Raw genomic sequence first — 16,198 nt, forward strand, 5'->3', positions numbered from 1 at the left:
AGCTATCTTTTTTACAACACTTGGGAGCTCACGCCGTCGCAGTGATTTCGGCCGTCTGGCGCCGCAGCAGCAACCGGTTGGCCACGCTCACGATGGCCTGTACCGACGCCGTCACGATGTTGTGGCTAGCCCCCGCGCCAAAGGTGGAGCCCGCCACGCCGTCCATGGCTGCTTCCACAATCGCCAGCGCCTGGGCGTTGGCGCCCGTGCCGGTGGCGCGCTCTTCATAGTGGTCCACGCGCAGCGGCAGGCCGAGGGCATCCACCGTGGCGGCAATCGGCCCGTTGCCCTGGCCGCGCAAATGCTGGCGCGTGCCGTCGATGGTCACGTCCAGCTCGATGCCCTGCCCGTCTTCATCGAGCTTGTGGCTGTGGCAGGTGATGGCGGCGTGCGCAGGCGCTTTCAGGTATGTGGTCTGGAACAAGTCCCACAGCGCCTCGCCGCTCATTTCGCCCTCGCTCGCGTCCGTCTGCCGTTGCACTACCGCGCTGAATTCGACCTGCATGCGGCGCGGCATCACCACGCCGTGTTCGCGTTCGAGCAGGAAAGCAATGCCGCCCTTGCCCGATTGGCTGTTCACACGGATCACGCTGTCGTAGGTGCGGCCCAGGTCCGCCGGGTCGATGGGCAGGTACGGCACTTCCCACAAGGCGTTCGGGTCTTGCGCGGCAAAGCCTTTTTTGATCGCATCCTGGTGCGAGCCCGAGAATGCGGTGAACACCAGGTCGCCAGCATACGGGTGGCGCGGGTGCACGGGCAGCGAGGTGCATTCTTCGGCAATGCGCGCGACCGAGGTGATGTCCGAGAAGTCGAGGTTGGGGTGCACGCCCTGCGTGTACATGTTGAGCGCCAGCGTCACGATGTCCACGTTGCCACAGCGCTCGCCGTTGCCGAAGAGGCAGCCTTCCACGCGGTCGGCGCCGGCCATCATCGCGAGTTCTGCCGCCGCCACGCCCGTGCCCCGGTCGTTGTGCGGGTGCACCGAAAGCGTGATGTGCTCGCGCGGGCTGAGGTGCCGGTCCATCCACTCGATCTGGTCGGCAAACACGTTGGGCGTGGCGTTCTCCACCGTGGTGGGCAGGTTGATGATGATGGGACGGCCGGGGCCCGCGTTCCACGCGGCAATCGCGGTCTGGCAGGCCTTGAGGGAAACGCTGAGCTCGGTGGCGCTGAAGGTCTCGGGTGAATACTGCAAGGTCCACTGCGTTTCGGGCTGTGCATCGGTAAGCTGCTTGAGGTAGCCCACGTGGTGCGCGATGAGCTGCATCACCTGCGTCACGTTCATGCCGAACACGATGCGCCGCCATGCGGGGGCCGTGGCGTTGTAGAGGTGCACGATGGCGCGGGGCGCGCCTTTCACGGCCTCCACGGTGCGCGCAATGAGGTCCTCGCGCGACTGGGTCATGACCATGATGGTCACGTCATCGGGGATGAGGTTCTCGTCGATGAGGCGGCGCACAAAGTCGAAGTCCGTCTGCGATGCTGCCGGAAAACCGACCTCGATCTCCTTGAAGCCGATGCGCACCAGCTCTTCAAAGAGCTTCATCTTGCGCTCGCCGTTCATGGGCTCGAACAAGGCCTGGTTGCCGTCGCGCAAATCGGTGGACAGCCACACGGGCGCGTGGGTGATGCTGCGAGTGGGCCACTGGCGATCGGTCAACGCGACCGGGGCAATGGGCTGGTACTTGGTGGCGGGTTTGGAAATCATGACAAAGGCTCCACGAACGGTGTGTGCGGTGTGAAAGACACGGTGCACAGGTCAAACGAATCTAGAAACGAATGACATCCCCTGCAGCCCTTTGCATGTGCAAAGGCTGGTTCGCGGGCCGGGGTCAGGGGGAGATCAGGTGTTGCGCTGAGCGGATCAGGCAACGGTGGCGAACGCAGGCAGACCCCGGCCAAGCACTAGGCCTAGCGATAGGGTGGATAGGAGCATGCTGCGTTGCATAGGTGGCAAAGATAGCACAGGCTTGCTGCGGTGCGCAATAATTTTGATGAAAATTGCCGATAGCGCTTGATGGATAAGCGCTGATAGCTATCAAAATAATAGTGAATACTGCTGATAGGATGGCGCCTTTCGTTGCGTGCCCTCCCCATCTGTTTCGTCAGGAGATCTTTTCATGGCCTACATGCTGCTCATCATGGAACCCCACGGCCAACGGGCCGAGCGGGGGCTGGCGGGGGGCCAGGAGGCCTATGCGCGCATGCTGCGTTTTGGCGAAGGCCTGCAGGCCCGGGGCCTGCTGCGTGCCTCCGAATCGCTGGCCTCCACCGAGCAGGCCGTGCGCCTGCAGGTGCGCGAAGGCCAGGCCCGCATGGTCGATGGACCCTTTGCCGAGACGAAAGAAATGGTGGGTGGTTTTTACCTGCTCGACTGCGCCACGCGCGAGGAGGCTGTGGCCATTGCCCGTGAATGCCCGGCCGCCGAATGGGCCACTGTCGAGGTGCGCGAAGTGGCGCCGTGTTACCACGGGGCTTTGTGATCCGGGGCGCTGACGCTTTTCACACTCCCCGGCGCGCAGTACCTTCCTGCAGCTGTACCTGAAACTCCCCCACTGGCATGGGCCGCGCAAACAGGTAGCCCTGCAGCACATCGCAGCCCTGGCGCACCAGGTAGTCGGCCTGCTCGGGCGTTTCCACCCCTTCGGCTGTGATCTGCAGCCCCAGCCCGTGGGCCAGCGCCACGATGGCGGTGACGATGGTGCGGCTGTGTTCCTGGCCGGGCAGGTCCTTGACAAAGCTGCGGTCGATCTTGAGGCGCCGCATCGGCAACTGCCGCAGGTAGGCCAGGGAGGAGTAGCCGGTGCCAAAGTCGTCAATGGCCAGGTGGATGCCCAGCTGGCTCAGGCGGTGCAGGGTGTGCGCACCGGCCTCCATGTTGTCCATCAGCACGGTTTCGGTGAGTTCGATTTCGAGCAGGTGGGCGGGCAGGCCCTCTTCGCGCAGGATGTCCATCACGCGCTCCAGAAACTGCGGGTCGCCCAACTGCCGTGCCGAGATGTTGACCGACACCCGGAGCGGCCCGCCCGCCTGCCACCGGGCGGCATCGCGGCAGGCCGTGCGCATCACCCAGTAGCCCAGCGGCACGATGAGGCCGCAGTCCTCGGCCACCATCACGGCCTCCAGCGGCGAAACGTTGCCCAGCTCCGCATGCGACCAGCGCAGCAGCGCCTCGGCGCCCACCAGGGCGCGGTCGGTGGCGGCAAAAAGCGGCTGGTAGTGCAGCGCGAGGCCCTCGCCCTGCTGGAGCGCGGCGCGCAGTGCATGCTCGATGGCCTGGCGCCGGACCACCGCCTGGTTCATCGACGCGTCAAACCGCACACAGCGGTTCTTGCCCATTTCCTTGGCGCGGTACATGGCCGTATCGGCATTGCTGACCAGGCCGTCCATGTCGGCCGCATCACCCGGAAAGGTGGCGATGCCAGCGCTGCAGGTCATGGTCATCTGCTGGCCGACTTCGGTGAACGAATGGTGGAAGGTGCCGACAATCCGCTGGCCATAGGTGTTGAGCGCTGCGTCGTCCATGTCCAGCGGCAGGATCACGGCGAACTCGTCGCCCCCCAGGCGCGAGATCGCGTCGGTGCTGCGCACCACGGACTGCAGGCGCCGCGCCACCTGGCGCAGCAAACCATCTCCGGCCGCATGTCCGAAGGTGTCGTTGAGCGTCTTGAAATTGTCGAGATCGATGTACACCAGGGCCACGCGGGTGCCATGGTTCCGGGCGGCTTCGATCGCTGCGGCCAGGCGTTCATTGAAGGCGTGCCGGTTGCCCGTGCCCGTGACGGCATCGGTATGGGCGAGCGCGTGCAGCCGGTTCTCGGCGTTGCGCACGGCCGCCCGGCTGCGCAGCACCATGGCGGCGGCCATGGCCATCACACACCCGGCAATCAGCAACGCGCTGACAAAACGAATGGCCAGGCGCGAGTACACCGCACGCATGGACTTGCGAAAGTACAGCGTTCCCTCTGCCACGCCCGCCGTTTCAACCGGCCGGGCAATCTCCAGCACGCTCAGCCCCGCACGCTCGGTCAACCCGCCCATGCCTGTGGCCGCCAGCGTGGCGGGGAAGTTGTCGTCTGGCCCGCGTGTGTAGTGCGCCAGCAGCAGGCCCTGGGCGTCGTACACCCCGGCGCCCAGCACCATGGGCGACGACTTCAGCGCCGCGAGCATTTCGTTGGCCGTGCGCGCATCTCGGAACATGACAGCGGCCGCAATGTTGTCCGCGACGATGGCGGCCTCCACGCGGCTGTCCTGCAGCATGGACTGGCGCGTGCTCCAGTAGTCCAGCCCTGTGAGTGCCAGCACCACCGTCAAAAGCGCCAGGCCCGCCGCCAGGATGCCCGTTACCACCAGCCTGGACGACAGCAGCACGGGCGGCAGCGGTGGCGCCGGGATGGCAATCTGGGGTTCGGGGGCCTGGGTTCTCATCGGTTCACCTTGGCCAGCCGCAGCAGTCGGGAGCTGATCGTGAGACCCGCCTTGGCGGCGGCGTCGGGGCTGATGCCGAACACGATACGCCCGTCCTGCTGGGTGAGAGCGATGACGATCTCCGGGTTGACGAAGGTCAGCTCATCCGAGACCGTCAGCACGCCATGGCCCTGAGACAGGGTTCGAAGCGCTCGCAATGCCTGCTCTACGTCTGCGTTTTGCAGGATGAGCACCCTGCAGTCGCGCAGGCTGGCCATCTCCAGCAGCCTGATCCGCACGTTACGGCCTTTGGCGGCCTGTTTGCCTTCCAGGGCGGTCAGGGGGCGCTTGAGTGGACTGAAGGGCGAGACGCAGACGGTCAGTTCGCTGCCCATGGCGCTGTCGTTTTCAGGCCATTCGATGAACTGGATGAAGTTGAAGATATAGGCGGCCTTGAGGTCGGGTTCTTCCACGGGGTTGGTGGCATGCGCCAGGCCGACCAACCCGCCCAGCAAACAAAGGCCGAACCACAGTATCTTGCCCAGGTGGATGGCGTTGTACATGGCTCAGAACGCGTAGGTGAGCTTGAGCCGGTAGGTCCGTCCATCCTGCCGGATCGATTCTTCGCGGATCTCGTACGAGGCGGGATCTGCATGCCGGTGGTTGAACAGGTTGTAGACGCCCATCGACACGTCCACATCCGCGAAGCGTTGTGTGTAGACGAGGTTGGTGACGATGGTCCCCGGCAGGCGTGCGCCCGAACGGGTTGCGCGCGCGCCCACGCCAATGGCCTCCACGGCATATTGGCCCGGCCTGCCAGCGCCTGGCGTTGCCCATGCGCCCAGCGCCAGGGTGTCCGACCACTGGACCTTGAGCAAGTGCCGGGGAGAGTTCGTCAGCGGCTGGGGGGTGCTGGTGTTGCGCGCCTTTTGCCAGCCATAGGCCACACGCAGGCGCGAGCCGCCTTGCCAGCGCTGTTCCACCTCGGCTTCCAGCCCGTGAACGCGCACGCTGCCGGTGTTGCCGAAATTCAGTCTTTCCGCTGCGTTCGCATCGCCCAGCGCGATCAGGTCGGTCACCTGCGACCGGAACGCCGTCAGCAGCATGCGGGTGGCGCCGGTGGGGGCATGTTCGAGGGCCAGCTCTGTGGTGCGCACCTTTTCCGACCGAAGCCCCTCCGAGCTGACGATGCCGCCGGGCAGGTCCACGCGGTAGTCGCGTTCGTAGGCATTGGGGGGCCGGTAGGCCGTGCCGTGCAGCAGCTTGAGGGCGGTAGAGGGGGTCCACCAATACACCAGGCCCAGCCGGGGATGGAAGCGGCCCGCACTGCCGGACTGCTTGCCCCAGCGCAGCCCGGTGTGCAGCGTGAGTGTGGGCGCCAGCGCAAATTCATCCTGCATGTAGATGCCCAGCGCATCGCCCGAGCGGCGAGTGTCCAGGTACTGGGCGGGTGGGTCCAGATCGACGTTGAGCTGCTGGATGCGGGTGTCGCGCCGGTAGTCGATGCCCCAGGCGAGCTTGTGGCGTGCAAACGCCGTGCTGACCCACTGCCAGTCGGTGCCCCACCACTGCCCGGTGCCGACGTCGCGGTTGACCGTGAGGGGTGGGTAGTCGTACACATAGTCGCCCACGAAGCGGTAGCGCCCGGCGTGTACGCGGCCGGTGAGCGCCAGTGAGGGCGAAATCTGGTGCGTGGTTTCGGCCGCCAGGCGGGTGGTGGTGTCGATGTAGCGCGAGCGTGGGTCGTTGAAGGCCTGCGAGAACGAAGCCGTGGGCGTGCCCTTGGTGCGCTCGCCATGGGCCAGGGTGAGCGTGAGCCCCTCCCGCTGCATGCGGGCAAACAGCTGCGTGCTGCGGTCGAAATCCAGGCGGTGTGCCACACCATGGTGGGTCTCGGGCGCGTCGAACGCCGAAAAGTACTGGTCTGCCCCCCGGCTGCTGGAGCGCGTCACCGCGATGAGCCAGTCGCTGCCCTGGGCATCCACCGTGCCCAGCGAGAAGCGTGCCTTGGCGCTGCCTTGGCTGCCCGCCTCCACGCTGATCTGCGGCCCGGCCAGCTGGCGGCCGTTGCGCGTGATGACGTTGACCACGCCAAAGAACGCATTGGCGCCATACACCGCAGAGCCCGGCCCGGGAACGAACTCCACGCGGTCCACCAGGTCCAGGTCGAGCGGGAAATCCGTGCCGATGGTGGCCTGGTCGTAGAGGTTGTCATTAAAGCGCACGCCGTTGACCAGCAGCAGCACCCGGGTGTTGTAGTCGCCCGGTGTGGCAAAGCCGCGTGTGCCAAGGTAGTGGTAAGAGCGGTCGTACGAGACATACAGCCCGCGCATGCTGCCCAGCACTTCCGCCAGCGTGCGGTAGCCAAAAAGCCGGATGTCGTCTGCGGTCACCACGCTCACCACGGCAGGCGCTTCCAGGGCGGTTTGCGCATACCGGCTGGCCGTCCGGACCTCCATCTGCATGAGCTGTTCCAGCGGCAGCTGGGCAATGTCCGCCTGCGCGGCAGCGTGGGATGCAAAGCCACACAGCAGCGCCAGCACCAGCTGCTGTGTCCGCTGGGTTGTATTGGGTTCCGATCCTCTTTGCATGGGTGGTGCACCCGCTGTGGTGAAGGCCCGCGCATGCAGGCCAAGGCGTTCTGGAGGTTCGTGAATCAGTGGGGCGAAAGGTTTACAAAGTGTATCCATCGCCGGGACCGAACAGTCCCTCCGGGGATCGGTGATGACCCCTAGAAAACTGTAAAAAATGCAGCGGCCGGCCCGTGAACCCTTGCCGGAGCTCACTCGACGGGCGTGATGCCCTCACGTGCCGCATAGGCCAGCCCCACGCGGCGATACAGGCGGCGCCAGCCGAACACGTACACCACCACCAGGGTGGCTGCAAGCGCCAACCAGGGGCTCCAGGGGCTGGACGCTACAAAACGCCACGCCCAGTACAGCTCCGCAAATCCCATCAGTGCGAAGGTGCCCAGCCCGATCCACGGGCCCTCGGCCCGCCAGGCCGCGACCGAGACGAATGCATGGCCCACCAAGGCTGCGAGGCCCAGCAGCAGGTGGGCCACCAGCGCCAGCACTGGCCGCTGCTCGAACCACCCCGCCATCCCCCTGAGGGTGGGGGGCGTGTCTGACTTGGCGGTCAGTGCTGCCTGCATCACAAACGCTGCCAAAAACCCCTTGTGCTGGAGCCTGCGTGCCGTGGTGTCCTGGCCTCGCAGGGCCGAGCCCACCACGCGCCGGGACAACCAGTCGCCCAGGTCGCCACCCGCGCGTGGCGGGTCTTCTTCCTGTGCATCCGGGGGTAGCTGGGCTATCGCTTCGCGCGCCTGCGCACGCAGGGATTCGGGCACGTGTTCCAGCGCACTGGGGCTGCGGCGCAGCGCGTGCGCACAGACAGCGACGGTGCGCAAGGTCTCGGGCACCTGTTCCAGGCGCCAGCCACCGTCCTGCACGTGGGCGATGCAGGCGTCCTCGCTGAGCATCCCGGCCGGTATTTGCGCAAAGCTTTTCACACCCTGCCGCAGTGCGGTGGCGTAGCGTGCGGGTGTCATGAGCCGCCTGGGCACAAAGCGCACGGTGTCTTCATCGGTGGCCAGCGCGGCGTCCACCATGGCGTGGGTGATGTGTTCACGCGGCACATCGGCCAGCGTACGTGGGTGCGACTGCAGCTGTGCCATCAGCGTGGTCTCGTCGGCGGCTTGGGCCTGGGGTGCTGGCGGTGCAGAACGCGCACGTTGCGCAAGCTGCAGCGCATCCACGCTGGGCGCTGCCATCAGCCACAGCTCCCACCATGCGTCGCCATCGCCGGAATCCGCATGTTGGTACAGCGTGAGCCACTGCTCGCGCGATTCGCGCAGCACTCCGCCATCACCGGGCAGGGGTCTGGCCAGCGGCGAGGCCCAGGCCTGGGTGTGGTCGCCGCTGCGGTGCCAGGGGGTGGCGTGTTCGGGGTCCGGGTCGGCCGGGCCAAAGCGCGCTGACAGGCGCTGCACCATGGCCTCGCGGGCTTCGTTCACCGCGCGGTGGAGGTCGGCAGACAGGAATTCATACGGGCCGTTGTGCGAATCGCTCAGGTAGGCGCGCATGACCCGGCGCACGACCACGGTGCGGTCGGCCTGCACCTGGTCTGGGTCGTCCGCATCTTCCTCATCGTCGGTGCCGTCATCGTCCTTTTCCGTGCCCGCGCGGTCAGCTTGCAGCATGTCGCCCGCAGCCAGTTGGTGCAGGCGTGTCTCGGCCTGGGCCAGCAGGCGGCTGGCCAGGGGCACGATGCCGTCGAGCGTGTCCAGGCCTTCCAGGTGGTCGGTCAGGGGGGCATGGAAAAAGGGCCGGGGCGGCCAGCAGTTCTCGCGCACGCCGCTGCGCCACAGGGGCGCACCTTCGGCGCCGAGCAAGGCCACCTGCTGGCCGTCATAGTGCGCGCGCCAGACCACAACCCCTTCGCCGTCGATGTACGCCAGCTGACCATCGCGGGTGAGGAACGGCACCAGCGGGGTATCGGGCGTATTGCCCACCAGCCAGCCATCGCCGTTGGTCAGCGGCTCCAGCAGATGCGCCGGTGCCGGCACGAAACGGCCATCGGGATGCAGCAGGCCCCAGGTGGCGCAGGCCGACGGACCTTGCGCGGCGGTGCGCACCACGGCAAAGCCGCTCTCGGCAGAAAAGTCCGAGCCATAGCTCAGGCGCGGGCCGGGCAAGGGCTTGCCTTCGGCCGAGAGAAAACCCGTGCCGTCGTAGCTGTTGGCCACCACGCCGCAGACCATGCGCCGAGACAGGTGGCGGCCACCCTTGACCACCACCTTGCCCCGGGCGTCGAGATAGCCGTGGCCGTTGTCCCAGGCGTTGGGTTCGTCAAAGTAGGCCAGGCCATCGCTGTTGAAGGCGTCGATGCTGGGGTAATGCGGCTTCAACACCCAATCGCCCCGGGCATTGATCAGCCCGTAGCGTTCTCCATCGAGCGATGCGGCCGTGGTGGGGGACTCGCCAAACGGCTTGGCATCGCGAAAGCGGGGTTCAATCACCCAGCGGCCCGCGCGGTCCACAAAGCCCTGGGTGCGCTGGTTGCTATCCTTTTTCCACAGCGTGGCGCGGGCCAGGCCGTTCGCGCCGAACAGGCCCAGTTCATGAAAAACTTCGTCGCTGGTGGGCTGGCCCTCGCGGTTGATGGGGCGCCATGCATCCTGGCCCACCTGCACGGCACTCACCCCGTTGCGGAATGGGTGGGCGTTGTCGAAGGTCGGGGGGATGACCACCGCACCCGCCAGGTCCACAAAGCCCCAGCGGCCCCTGTCGCAAAAGCGCGCCAGTCCGTCTTCTGAAAAGTTGCGTGCGTTCTGCAGCGCGGGCGGCACGCGCCAGCAGCCTTCACCATCGATATAGCCCCACAGCGAGTTGTCGGCCTGGGCAGCGCTGACCCAGCCGCCGCGCCCGTCGGCGTTGAAGCGCAATACCGCCTTCAAGCCTTCTGGTGGCACCACGGCCCGCCCGGGGTGGACGATGACCAGGGCCGGGCTCTGGCAACTGGGTTCCAGCGGAATGCTGGCCAGCCAGGGAGGGGCCGGTTCGGTGGTGATGTCGCTGTCTTCGTTCATTGTGCTCGGGGGCTCTCCGCGCGGCATCCTACCGAGGGTGTCTGGCCGGGCGCGTAACCATTTGCACGCCTTGGCAAATGCCCCACACCTTGGGCTGCACCTGACACCTTGGCGACTTTTTTCTACGTAGTTACCCTGATTTTTTGAACCATCCTGTCGATCTGCCCGGCCTTCGTTCGTCGTGCAGGTGAAGGTCCACCAACGGGCCCTCAACCCATCACTTTCAGGAGAACCCCATGCGATTCATGATCATCGTCAAAGCCACCGCCGAATCCGAACAAGGCTGCATGCCCAGCGCCGCCCTGATGGCCGAGATGGCCCGCTACCACGAAGAACTGGCCCATGCGGGCGTGCTGCTGGACGGCAGCGGCCTCAAGCCCAGCGCGCAGGGCTGGCGTGTGCGCTACACCGCCAGCGGCCGCACCGTGACCGACGGGCCGTTCACCGAAACCAAGGAACTCATCGCCGGCTACACCCTGATCCAGGTGCGCAGCAAGGGCGAGGCGCTGGAATGGACGCGCCGCTTTCCCAATCCGCGGGGTGAGGGGCTCGATGCCGAGATCGAAGTGCGCCAGCTCTTTGAGATGGAGGACTTTGCCGGCGTCGAAGGCGTGGAGAAATTCCATGACCTCGAAGCGATGCGCGGCTGAAACCAACCGGGAGGACCCTCTACCATGATCAAGACCGTTGCCCTTGTGCTGCTGGCGGCGCTGGGACTTTTCCTGGCGTTTGCTGCCACCCGCCCCGACACCTTCCGCGTGGAGCGCAGCCGCGTCATCTCCGCCCCGCCCGAGCGTGTGTACGGCCTCATCCACGACCTGCGCCAGTTCAACACCTGGAACCCGTACGAACGCAAGGACCCCGCCGCCAAGGGCGAGTACAGCGCCAACACCATCGGCCCCGGCGCGCGCTATGCGTGGCAGGGCGACAAGGTGGGCACCGGCAGCATGGAGATCGTCGATGCCAAGGCCCCGGCGCGCGTGGCAATGAAGCTCGACTTTGTGGCCCCGTTCGAAGCCCACAACCAGGTCGAGTTCACGCTGCAGCCCGAAGGGGCAGGCACCACCCGCGTCACCTGGGCCATGCACGGCCCTGTGCCCTACCTGGCCAAGATTGCGCACCTGGTTTTCAACATGGACCGCATGGTGGGCCAGGACTTTGAAGACGGCCTGGTCAACCTGCAGGCTGTGGCGCAAAAGCCTGCCGGCTGAGCCCCATCCCCTGTTGCGCTTTGCAAAACCTTTCGTTTCGCTTTACCTTCCTTACTCCTCAGGAGCACCTCATGCACCAACAAATCTTCGTGAACCTGCCCATCGAGAACATGGCCCGCTCGCAGGCGTTCTTCCGCGCACTGGGCTATGACTTCAACCTCCAGTTCACCAACGACCAGGGCGCCTGCCTGGTGGTGGGCGAAAACCTCTTCGTGATGCTGCTGGTCAAGGACTTCTACCAGACCTTCACCAGCAAGACGATTGCCGATGCACGCACCACCTCCGAGGTGCTGGTGTGCTTCTCTTGCCAAAGCCGTGCAGAAGTCGATGCGCTGGTGGACAAGGCCGTGGCTGCGGGCGGCACCACCCCCCGCCCTGCGCAGGACCTGGGCTTCATGTACTCGCGCAGCTTTGACGACCTGGATGGGCACACCTGGGAGTTTGTGCACATGGTGGACGCCAGCAAGGCGCTGGGATGAGAACGTGTGAATGAATGCGCCGGATTCATTCACACCTTTTGATCGCGTGAAACCCTCTACCCTTCCCGACCGCGATGCCCTGCACCGCACCATCGACTCGGTGTGGCGTATCGAGGCCGCGCGCATCATCGCCAGCGTGGCGCGCATGACGCGGGACGTGGGCCGGGCCGAGGAGCTGGCGCAGGACGCCCTGGTGGCCGCGCTGGAGCACTGGCCTGCCACCGGCCTGCCCGCCAATCCGGCGGCGTGGCTGATGACCACGGCCAAGCGCCGCGCCATCGACCACCTTCGCCAGCAGGCGCTGCACACGCGTGAGAACGAAGCCCTGGGCCACGACCTCGAAGCGCTCGAAGCGCAGTACGCGCCCGACGTGGTGGAGACCCTGATGCACGTACAGCAGGACGACATTGGTGACGACCTGCTGCGCCTCATCTTCACCGCCTGCCACCCCGTGCTGCCCACCGAGGCGCGTGTGGCGCTCACCTTGCGGCTGTTGGGCGGGCTCACCACGGCTGAGATCGCACGCGCGTTTCTCGTGCCCGAGCCCACCGTGGCCCAGCGCATTGTTCGCGCCAAGCGAAGCCTGTCTGCGGCCCACGTTCCGTTTGAAGTGCCCGGCCCTGCGGAGCGCGCGCCGCGACTGGCCTCGGTGCTGGAGGTGATCTACCTCATCTTCAACGAAGGTTATGCCGCCACGGCGGGCGATGACTGGATGCGCCCCGCTTTGTGTGGCGAGGCGCAGCGACTGGTGCGCGTGCTGGCCAGCCTGGCGCCCGATGAGCCCGAGGTGCAGGGGCTGGTGGCACTGCTCGAAATCCAGGCCTCCCGCCTGCCCGCACGCACCAACGCACAAGGCCAGCCCGTGCTGCTGATGGACCAGGACCGTGCGCGCTGGGACCACCTGCTGGTGCGCCGGGGGCTGGCAGCCCTCGACAAGGCCGAGCAGCTGGCACGCATGGGCCATGCCTGGGGGCCCTATGCGCTACAGGGTGCGATTGCGGCCTGCCATGCGCGCGCGCACCGCGCACAAGACACCGACTGGCACCACATCGTGGCGCTGTATGACGCACTGCTGCAGGTGGCGCCCTCGCCTGTGGTCGCTCTCAATCGCGCCGTGTCGGTGGGCATGGCCCTGGGTCCGGCCGCAGCACTGGCCCTGGTGGATGAACTGGCCGCAGAACCCAGCCTGCGCCACTACCACTGGCTGCCCAGTGTGCGGGGCGACCTGCTGGCCAAGCTGGGGCGCCAGACGGAAGCTTGTGCAGAGTTTGAACGGGCCGCCAGCCTGACGCGCAATGCGCAGGAGAAGGCCTTGCTGCTGGCGCGAGCGCGAGCGTGATGGACATGCACTGCAGCCGGCGCGCTGCGTGAAGCAGGTCGGAGCAGGGCAGGATCAGCGTCGACGCTTCTGGGTGCGGCCGTGTGGCGTGGCCACCTTGGGCGCCAGACCCAGCGCGGCACGCGCCAGCGCATCGGCCGCCCCATTGCGGTGGCGGGGAACCCATTGCAGGTCCACCTGTGCAAACCGCTGCAGCACACGGCGCGCCTCGTCAAACAGCGGTGCCAGCCGCTCGATAGGCGCTACGGCCTGCTCGCCCAGTTGCTCCACCAGCACGCTGCTGTCGCTGAGCACCTGCACGGTGGTTGCAGTGGCCACCACCTGGGGTTCCAGCCACTGCAGCGCCCGCAGCAGCGCGCGCAGTTCGGCCTCGTTGTTGCAACCGGTGAAGGTCGTGGCTTCAGAAATGGTGTGTTGCGTGGCCCCACCGGGCCCCACCAGCACTGCCCCCAGCCCCATGCGCCCGGGGTTGGGCACGGCGCTGCCGTCGCAGTGCACCACCCAATGGGCGGGTTCGGTGGCCACGGCCTATTTGTAGAACGCTTCGACTTTGCCCTTGAGCTTGATCATCAATGGCTGGCCCTTGCGGTCCACCGTCTTGCCTGCGGGCACTTTCACCCAGCCCTCGCTGACGCAGTATTCCTCGACATCGCTGCGGTCCTTGCCGTTGAAGCGGATGCCGATGTCGTGCTTGAACACCTCCGCCACATGGTGCGGGCTGCGGGGGTCCACCGACAGGTGATCGGGCAAGGGGGGTGGCGTGGTGGAGGTGGTTGCGTCGGTCATGCAGAAGGCTCAGTGTGAAAAGGCAATGGGAAAGAAAACAAAAACGGAAAGCGCGGATTCTCCGGGATTTGGTCCTGCAGTGCTGCGCCAAGCCCCTGCCGCCCTACCGCGCGAGAGGCGCAACGCCGATCAGCCAGGCATGCGCCCAGAACGCAAAGCCCACCCAGGCCACAGCGCCCACCACCACGGCCACGCCCGTGCCCGCCGCAGTGCCGGGCGCGTAGCCGGTGTTCATCGCCCGGTCGCGCTGCCGTGCGGCCCGAAAGCTCAGCACGGCCCACAGCAAAAAGCTGCCAAACAGCAACACATCGGCCAGGTTGCCGTTGGACAGCAAATGTGCCAGCGCCCACACCTTCACGCCCAGCACCATGGGGTGGTGCAGCCGGGCCTTGATGGCATTGCGCGGCACGTAGGTGGCGGCCAGCAGGATGAAGGCAATGAGCGTCAGCAGCGACGCAGCGTGCCGCATGCCAATGGGCGGCACCCACAGCACCACCGGCTGCTGCCGCGCCAAGCCATAGCCCCACACGATGAGTGCCAGGCCCACGGCGGAGACCAGTGAATACAACCCCTTCCACGGCATCTCACCCATGCGTGCCAGCGTCTGCGTGCGCCAGCCATCGGCCACGATGCGCACCGAATGCACACCCAGAAACAGCACCAGTCCAAGAACCAGAATTTCCATGGCAAGACCTTTCATCGGGGGTTGTTGTGGGCGCAGCCACCTTGTGTGGGATTGTCGCGGCCTCAGTATGCAAGAAATTTGAATAAAAATGGCCTTCTGCGCTCGTCCATCATGCACTGATAGCTATCAAATTGATAGTTAATGGGTGTTGCTTGACGTGCCCTCAGCGGGCTCTCGCTAGGCCACCGCATGCTGCGCCAGCAGCGCCCCCACCTTGGGCTTGGCGCAGCGCTGCAGCGTTTGCAGCAGCGTGTAGCTGGGCTCCGCCACCCTCCAACGCGTGCGCAGGTCGTGCTGCATGCGGGCCAGCAGCGCAGCGGCCATCTCGGCATCGGCCAGCGCCCGGTGCGCCTGGCCCGTGCGCGGCAGGCCGTGGTAGTCCACCAGCGAGCCCAGCTTGTGGCTGGGCGCCTGCGGGTACAGCCGCCGCGACAGCAGCACCGTGCACGCAAACGGCTGCGGCGCGGGCAGCCCGGCCAGGGCCAGCTCGGCCTGCCAGAACTTGCTGTCAAACGAAGCGTTGTGCGCCACCATGGGCGCATCGCCCACAAAACGCGCCGCGTCCTGCATCACCCCCGCCGCATCGGGCGCGGCGTTCACCATCGCGTTGGTAATGCCGGTGAGCTGGGTGATGAACGACGGTATCCACACCCCCGTTTTCATCAGGCTTTGAAAACGGTCCACCACCTGCCCTTTTTCCAGCAGCACGATCGCCACCTCGGTCGCACGCGCGCCCTGGCCGGGCGAGATGCCGGTGGTTTCAAAGTCGATGACGGCGATGGGGGGCATGGGTGGGGCGGGTGGCGTGAGGGACATATTGTCCGTGGTGTGGGTTGGGCCGCCTCTCGTTGGCACCAGGGCACCAAGATACAGGACAGGCTCGTGGCCATTGCAGCGAGAGCCTTATGATCATCGCTCTTCAAATCGTCCGGTTCAGCTTGAGAGGTTGTCGGTAAGGCGCCGACATGATTGACCTCTCTACCTGGTTGCAGGGCTTTGTACTTGGCTTGGGCGTGTTCATTTGCCCAGGACCGAAGGATGTCCTGATCCTTCGCGAAGCACTGCGTGGACGCTCTCCGGCCCAGTTGATTGCTGTGGGCTGCGGCAGCGATGCGGTGCTGATTGCCCTGGGGCTTCTCGGGCTGTCTGCCGCGCTACAGGCGGAACCTGCATTGCGGTTGGCCGCGCAGGTGCTTGGCATTGCGCTTTTGGTCCTGCACGGCGGGTTGGCGGTGCGCAACGCCATGCGTGCCTGTCCTGCCGTGTCATTGAATGAGGTCGCCGCAGCGGCCCCCGGATCGCACGGATTGCACCAGCTCCTGTTGGTGTCGTTGCTCAATCCAGCGGCTTGGTTGGACACGGTACTGATCATCGGAGCAGTGGGCGCAGCGCTGCCGGTCGATACCCGCTGGAGCTATGCCCTGGGCGCGGTGAATGCGTCGCTGGTGTGGTTTTCGGTATGGGTTTTGGGTGCACGCAAAGCGCAGCGATTCATGGGAGCCTCCAGCGCATGCCGAGCGTTGGATGTCAGCATTGCCCTGGCGATGTGGGGGATGGCCCTTTGGATGTCCTGGGACCTGTGGTGAAACACCCGGGGATGGCCTGCATGACCCCCTGCGGTCTGTGATTGCGCGGCCTGGGGCATCTGGACGTCGGCCAGTGCCCCGCGGGCCTGGCACGCGTGCGCGTGCGCAAGCCCTG

At 66.0% G+C, this 16,198-nt stretch carries 15 protein-coding genes; 6 read left to right on the plus strand and 9 right to left on the minus strand.

The window, feature by feature from the left end:
- Positions 1–28 precede the first annotated feature (28 nt).
- Positions 29–1,708, minus strand: coding sequence for a 2-isopropylmalate synthase (leuA, locus tag LPA35_RS11370; RefSeq protein WP_121508049.1), 1,680 nt, complete (start codon positions 1,706–1,708; stop codon positions 29–31).
- 412 nt (positions 1,709–2,120) lie between these two features.
- Between leuA and LPA35_RS11375 the strand changes: the two genes are divergently transcribed.
- Positions 2,121–2,483, plus strand: coding sequence for a YciI family protein (locus tag LPA35_RS11375; RefSeq protein WP_055393669.1), 363 nt, complete (start codon positions 2,121–2,123; stop codon positions 2,481–2,483).
- Between the two features lie 19 nt (positions 2,484–2,502).
- Here the strand turns inward: LPA35_RS11375 and LPA35_RS11380 are convergent, their stop codons facing one another.
- From LPA35_RS11380 to LPA35_RS11395, 4 genes are all read right to left on the minus strand, one after another.
- Positions 2,503–4,428 (minus strand): bifunctional diguanylate cyclase/phosphodiesterase, encoded by a 1,926-nt coding sequence (locus LPA35_RS11380; protein ID WP_228897059.1) that lies wholly within the window; start codon positions 4,426–4,428, stop codon positions 2,503–2,505.
- Positions 4,425–4,970, minus strand: a complete 546-nt coding sequence (locus tag LPA35_RS11385) for a YfiR family protein (protein WP_228897060.1) — start codon at positions 4,968–4,970, stop codon at positions 4,425–4,427. Before LPA35_RS11385 ends, LPA35_RS11380 begins: the two co-directional genes overlap by 4 nt.
- A gap of 3 nt (positions 4,971–4,973) precedes the next feature.
- Entirely contained in the window at positions 4,974–6,998 is a 2,025-nt protein-coding gene (locus tag LPA35_RS11390) for a TonB-dependent siderophore receptor (protein ID WP_228897061.1), read from the minus strand.
- Positions 6,999–7,189: 191 nt separating this feature from the next.
- Complete coding sequence (locus LPA35_RS11395; protein ID WP_228897062.1) at positions 7,190–9,997, minus strand: WG repeat-containing protein; 2,808 nt, start codon at positions 9,995–9,997, stop codon at positions 7,190–7,192.
- Between the two features lie 236 nt (positions 9,998–10,233).
- On the opposite strand from LPA35_RS11395, the gene LPA35_RS11400 reads away from it, so the two are divergent.
- From LPA35_RS11400 to LPA35_RS11415, 4 genes are all read left to right on the plus strand, one after another.
- Positions 10,234–10,647, plus strand: coding sequence for a YciI family protein (locus LPA35_RS11400; protein WP_121508052.1), 414 nt, complete (start codon positions 10,234–10,236; stop codon positions 10,645–10,647).
- Between the two features lie 24 nt (positions 10,648–10,671).
- Complete coding sequence (locus LPA35_RS11405; RefSeq protein ID WP_228897063.1) at positions 10,672–11,208, plus strand: SRPBCC family protein; 537 nt, start codon at positions 10,672–10,674, stop codon at positions 11,206–11,208.
- Positions 11,209–11,279: 71 nt separating this feature from the next.
- The gene (locus tag LPA35_RS11410; RefSeq protein ID WP_228897064.1) at positions 11,280–11,687 is read left to right on the plus strand and encodes a VOC family protein; all 408 of its coding nucleotides are present in this window, start codon (positions 11,280–11,282) and stop codon (positions 11,685–11,687) included.
- 46 nt (positions 11,688–11,733) lie between these two features.
- Complete coding sequence (locus LPA35_RS11415) at positions 11,734–13,026, plus strand: RNA polymerase sigma factor (RefSeq protein ID WP_228897065.1); 1,293 nt, start codon at positions 11,734–11,736, stop codon at positions 13,024–13,026.
- 54 nt (positions 13,027–13,080) lie between these two features.
- Here the strand turns inward: LPA35_RS11415 and LPA35_RS11420 are convergent, their stop codons facing one another.
- The 4 genes from LPA35_RS11420 to LPA35_RS11435 all read right to left on the minus strand — a co-directional run bounded on the left by LPA35_RS11420 (position 13,081) and on the right by LPA35_RS11435 (position 15,286).
- Positions 13,081–13,551, minus strand: coding sequence for a ribonuclease HI family protein (locus LPA35_RS11420; protein ID WP_255354178.1), 471 nt, complete (start codon positions 13,549–13,551; stop codon positions 13,081–13,083).
- Between the two features lie 3 nt (positions 13,552–13,554).
- On the minus strand, positions 13,555–13,812 hold the full coding sequence (locus tag LPA35_RS11425) for a DUF3297 family protein (protein ID WP_010464995.1): 258 nt from the start codon (positions 13,810–13,812) through the stop codon (positions 13,555–13,557).
- 103 nt (positions 13,813–13,915) lie between these two features.
- The gene (locus LPA35_RS11430) at positions 13,916–14,497 is read right to left on the minus strand and encodes an NnrU family protein (RefSeq protein ID WP_121421732.1); all 582 of its coding nucleotides are present in this window, start codon (positions 14,495–14,497) and stop codon (positions 13,916–13,918) included.
- Positions 14,498–14,674: 177 nt separating this feature from the next.
- Positions 14,675–15,286 carry a PolC-type DNA polymerase III gene (locus LPA35_RS11435; RefSeq protein WP_121421731.1) on the minus strand — a complete coding sequence of 204 codons (612 nt, stop codon included), beginning with the start codon at positions 15,284–15,286 and terminating at the stop codon, positions 14,675–14,677.
- Positions 15,287–15,483: 197 nt separating this feature from the next.
- Between LPA35_RS11435 and LPA35_RS11440 the strand changes: the two genes are divergently transcribed.
- Positions 15,484–16,083, plus strand: a complete 600-nt coding sequence (locus tag LPA35_RS11440) for a LysE/ArgO family amino acid transporter (RefSeq protein ID WP_228897066.1) — start codon at positions 15,484–15,486, stop codon at positions 16,081–16,083.
- Positions 16,084–16,198 lie beyond the last annotated feature (115 nt).

Origin of the sequence: Acidovorax sp. Leaf73, from assembly GCF_916855635.1 — a bacterium.
Lineage (GTDB): Bacteria > Pseudomonadota > Gammaproteobacteria > Burkholderiales > Burkholderiaceae_C > Acidovorax > Acidovorax facilis.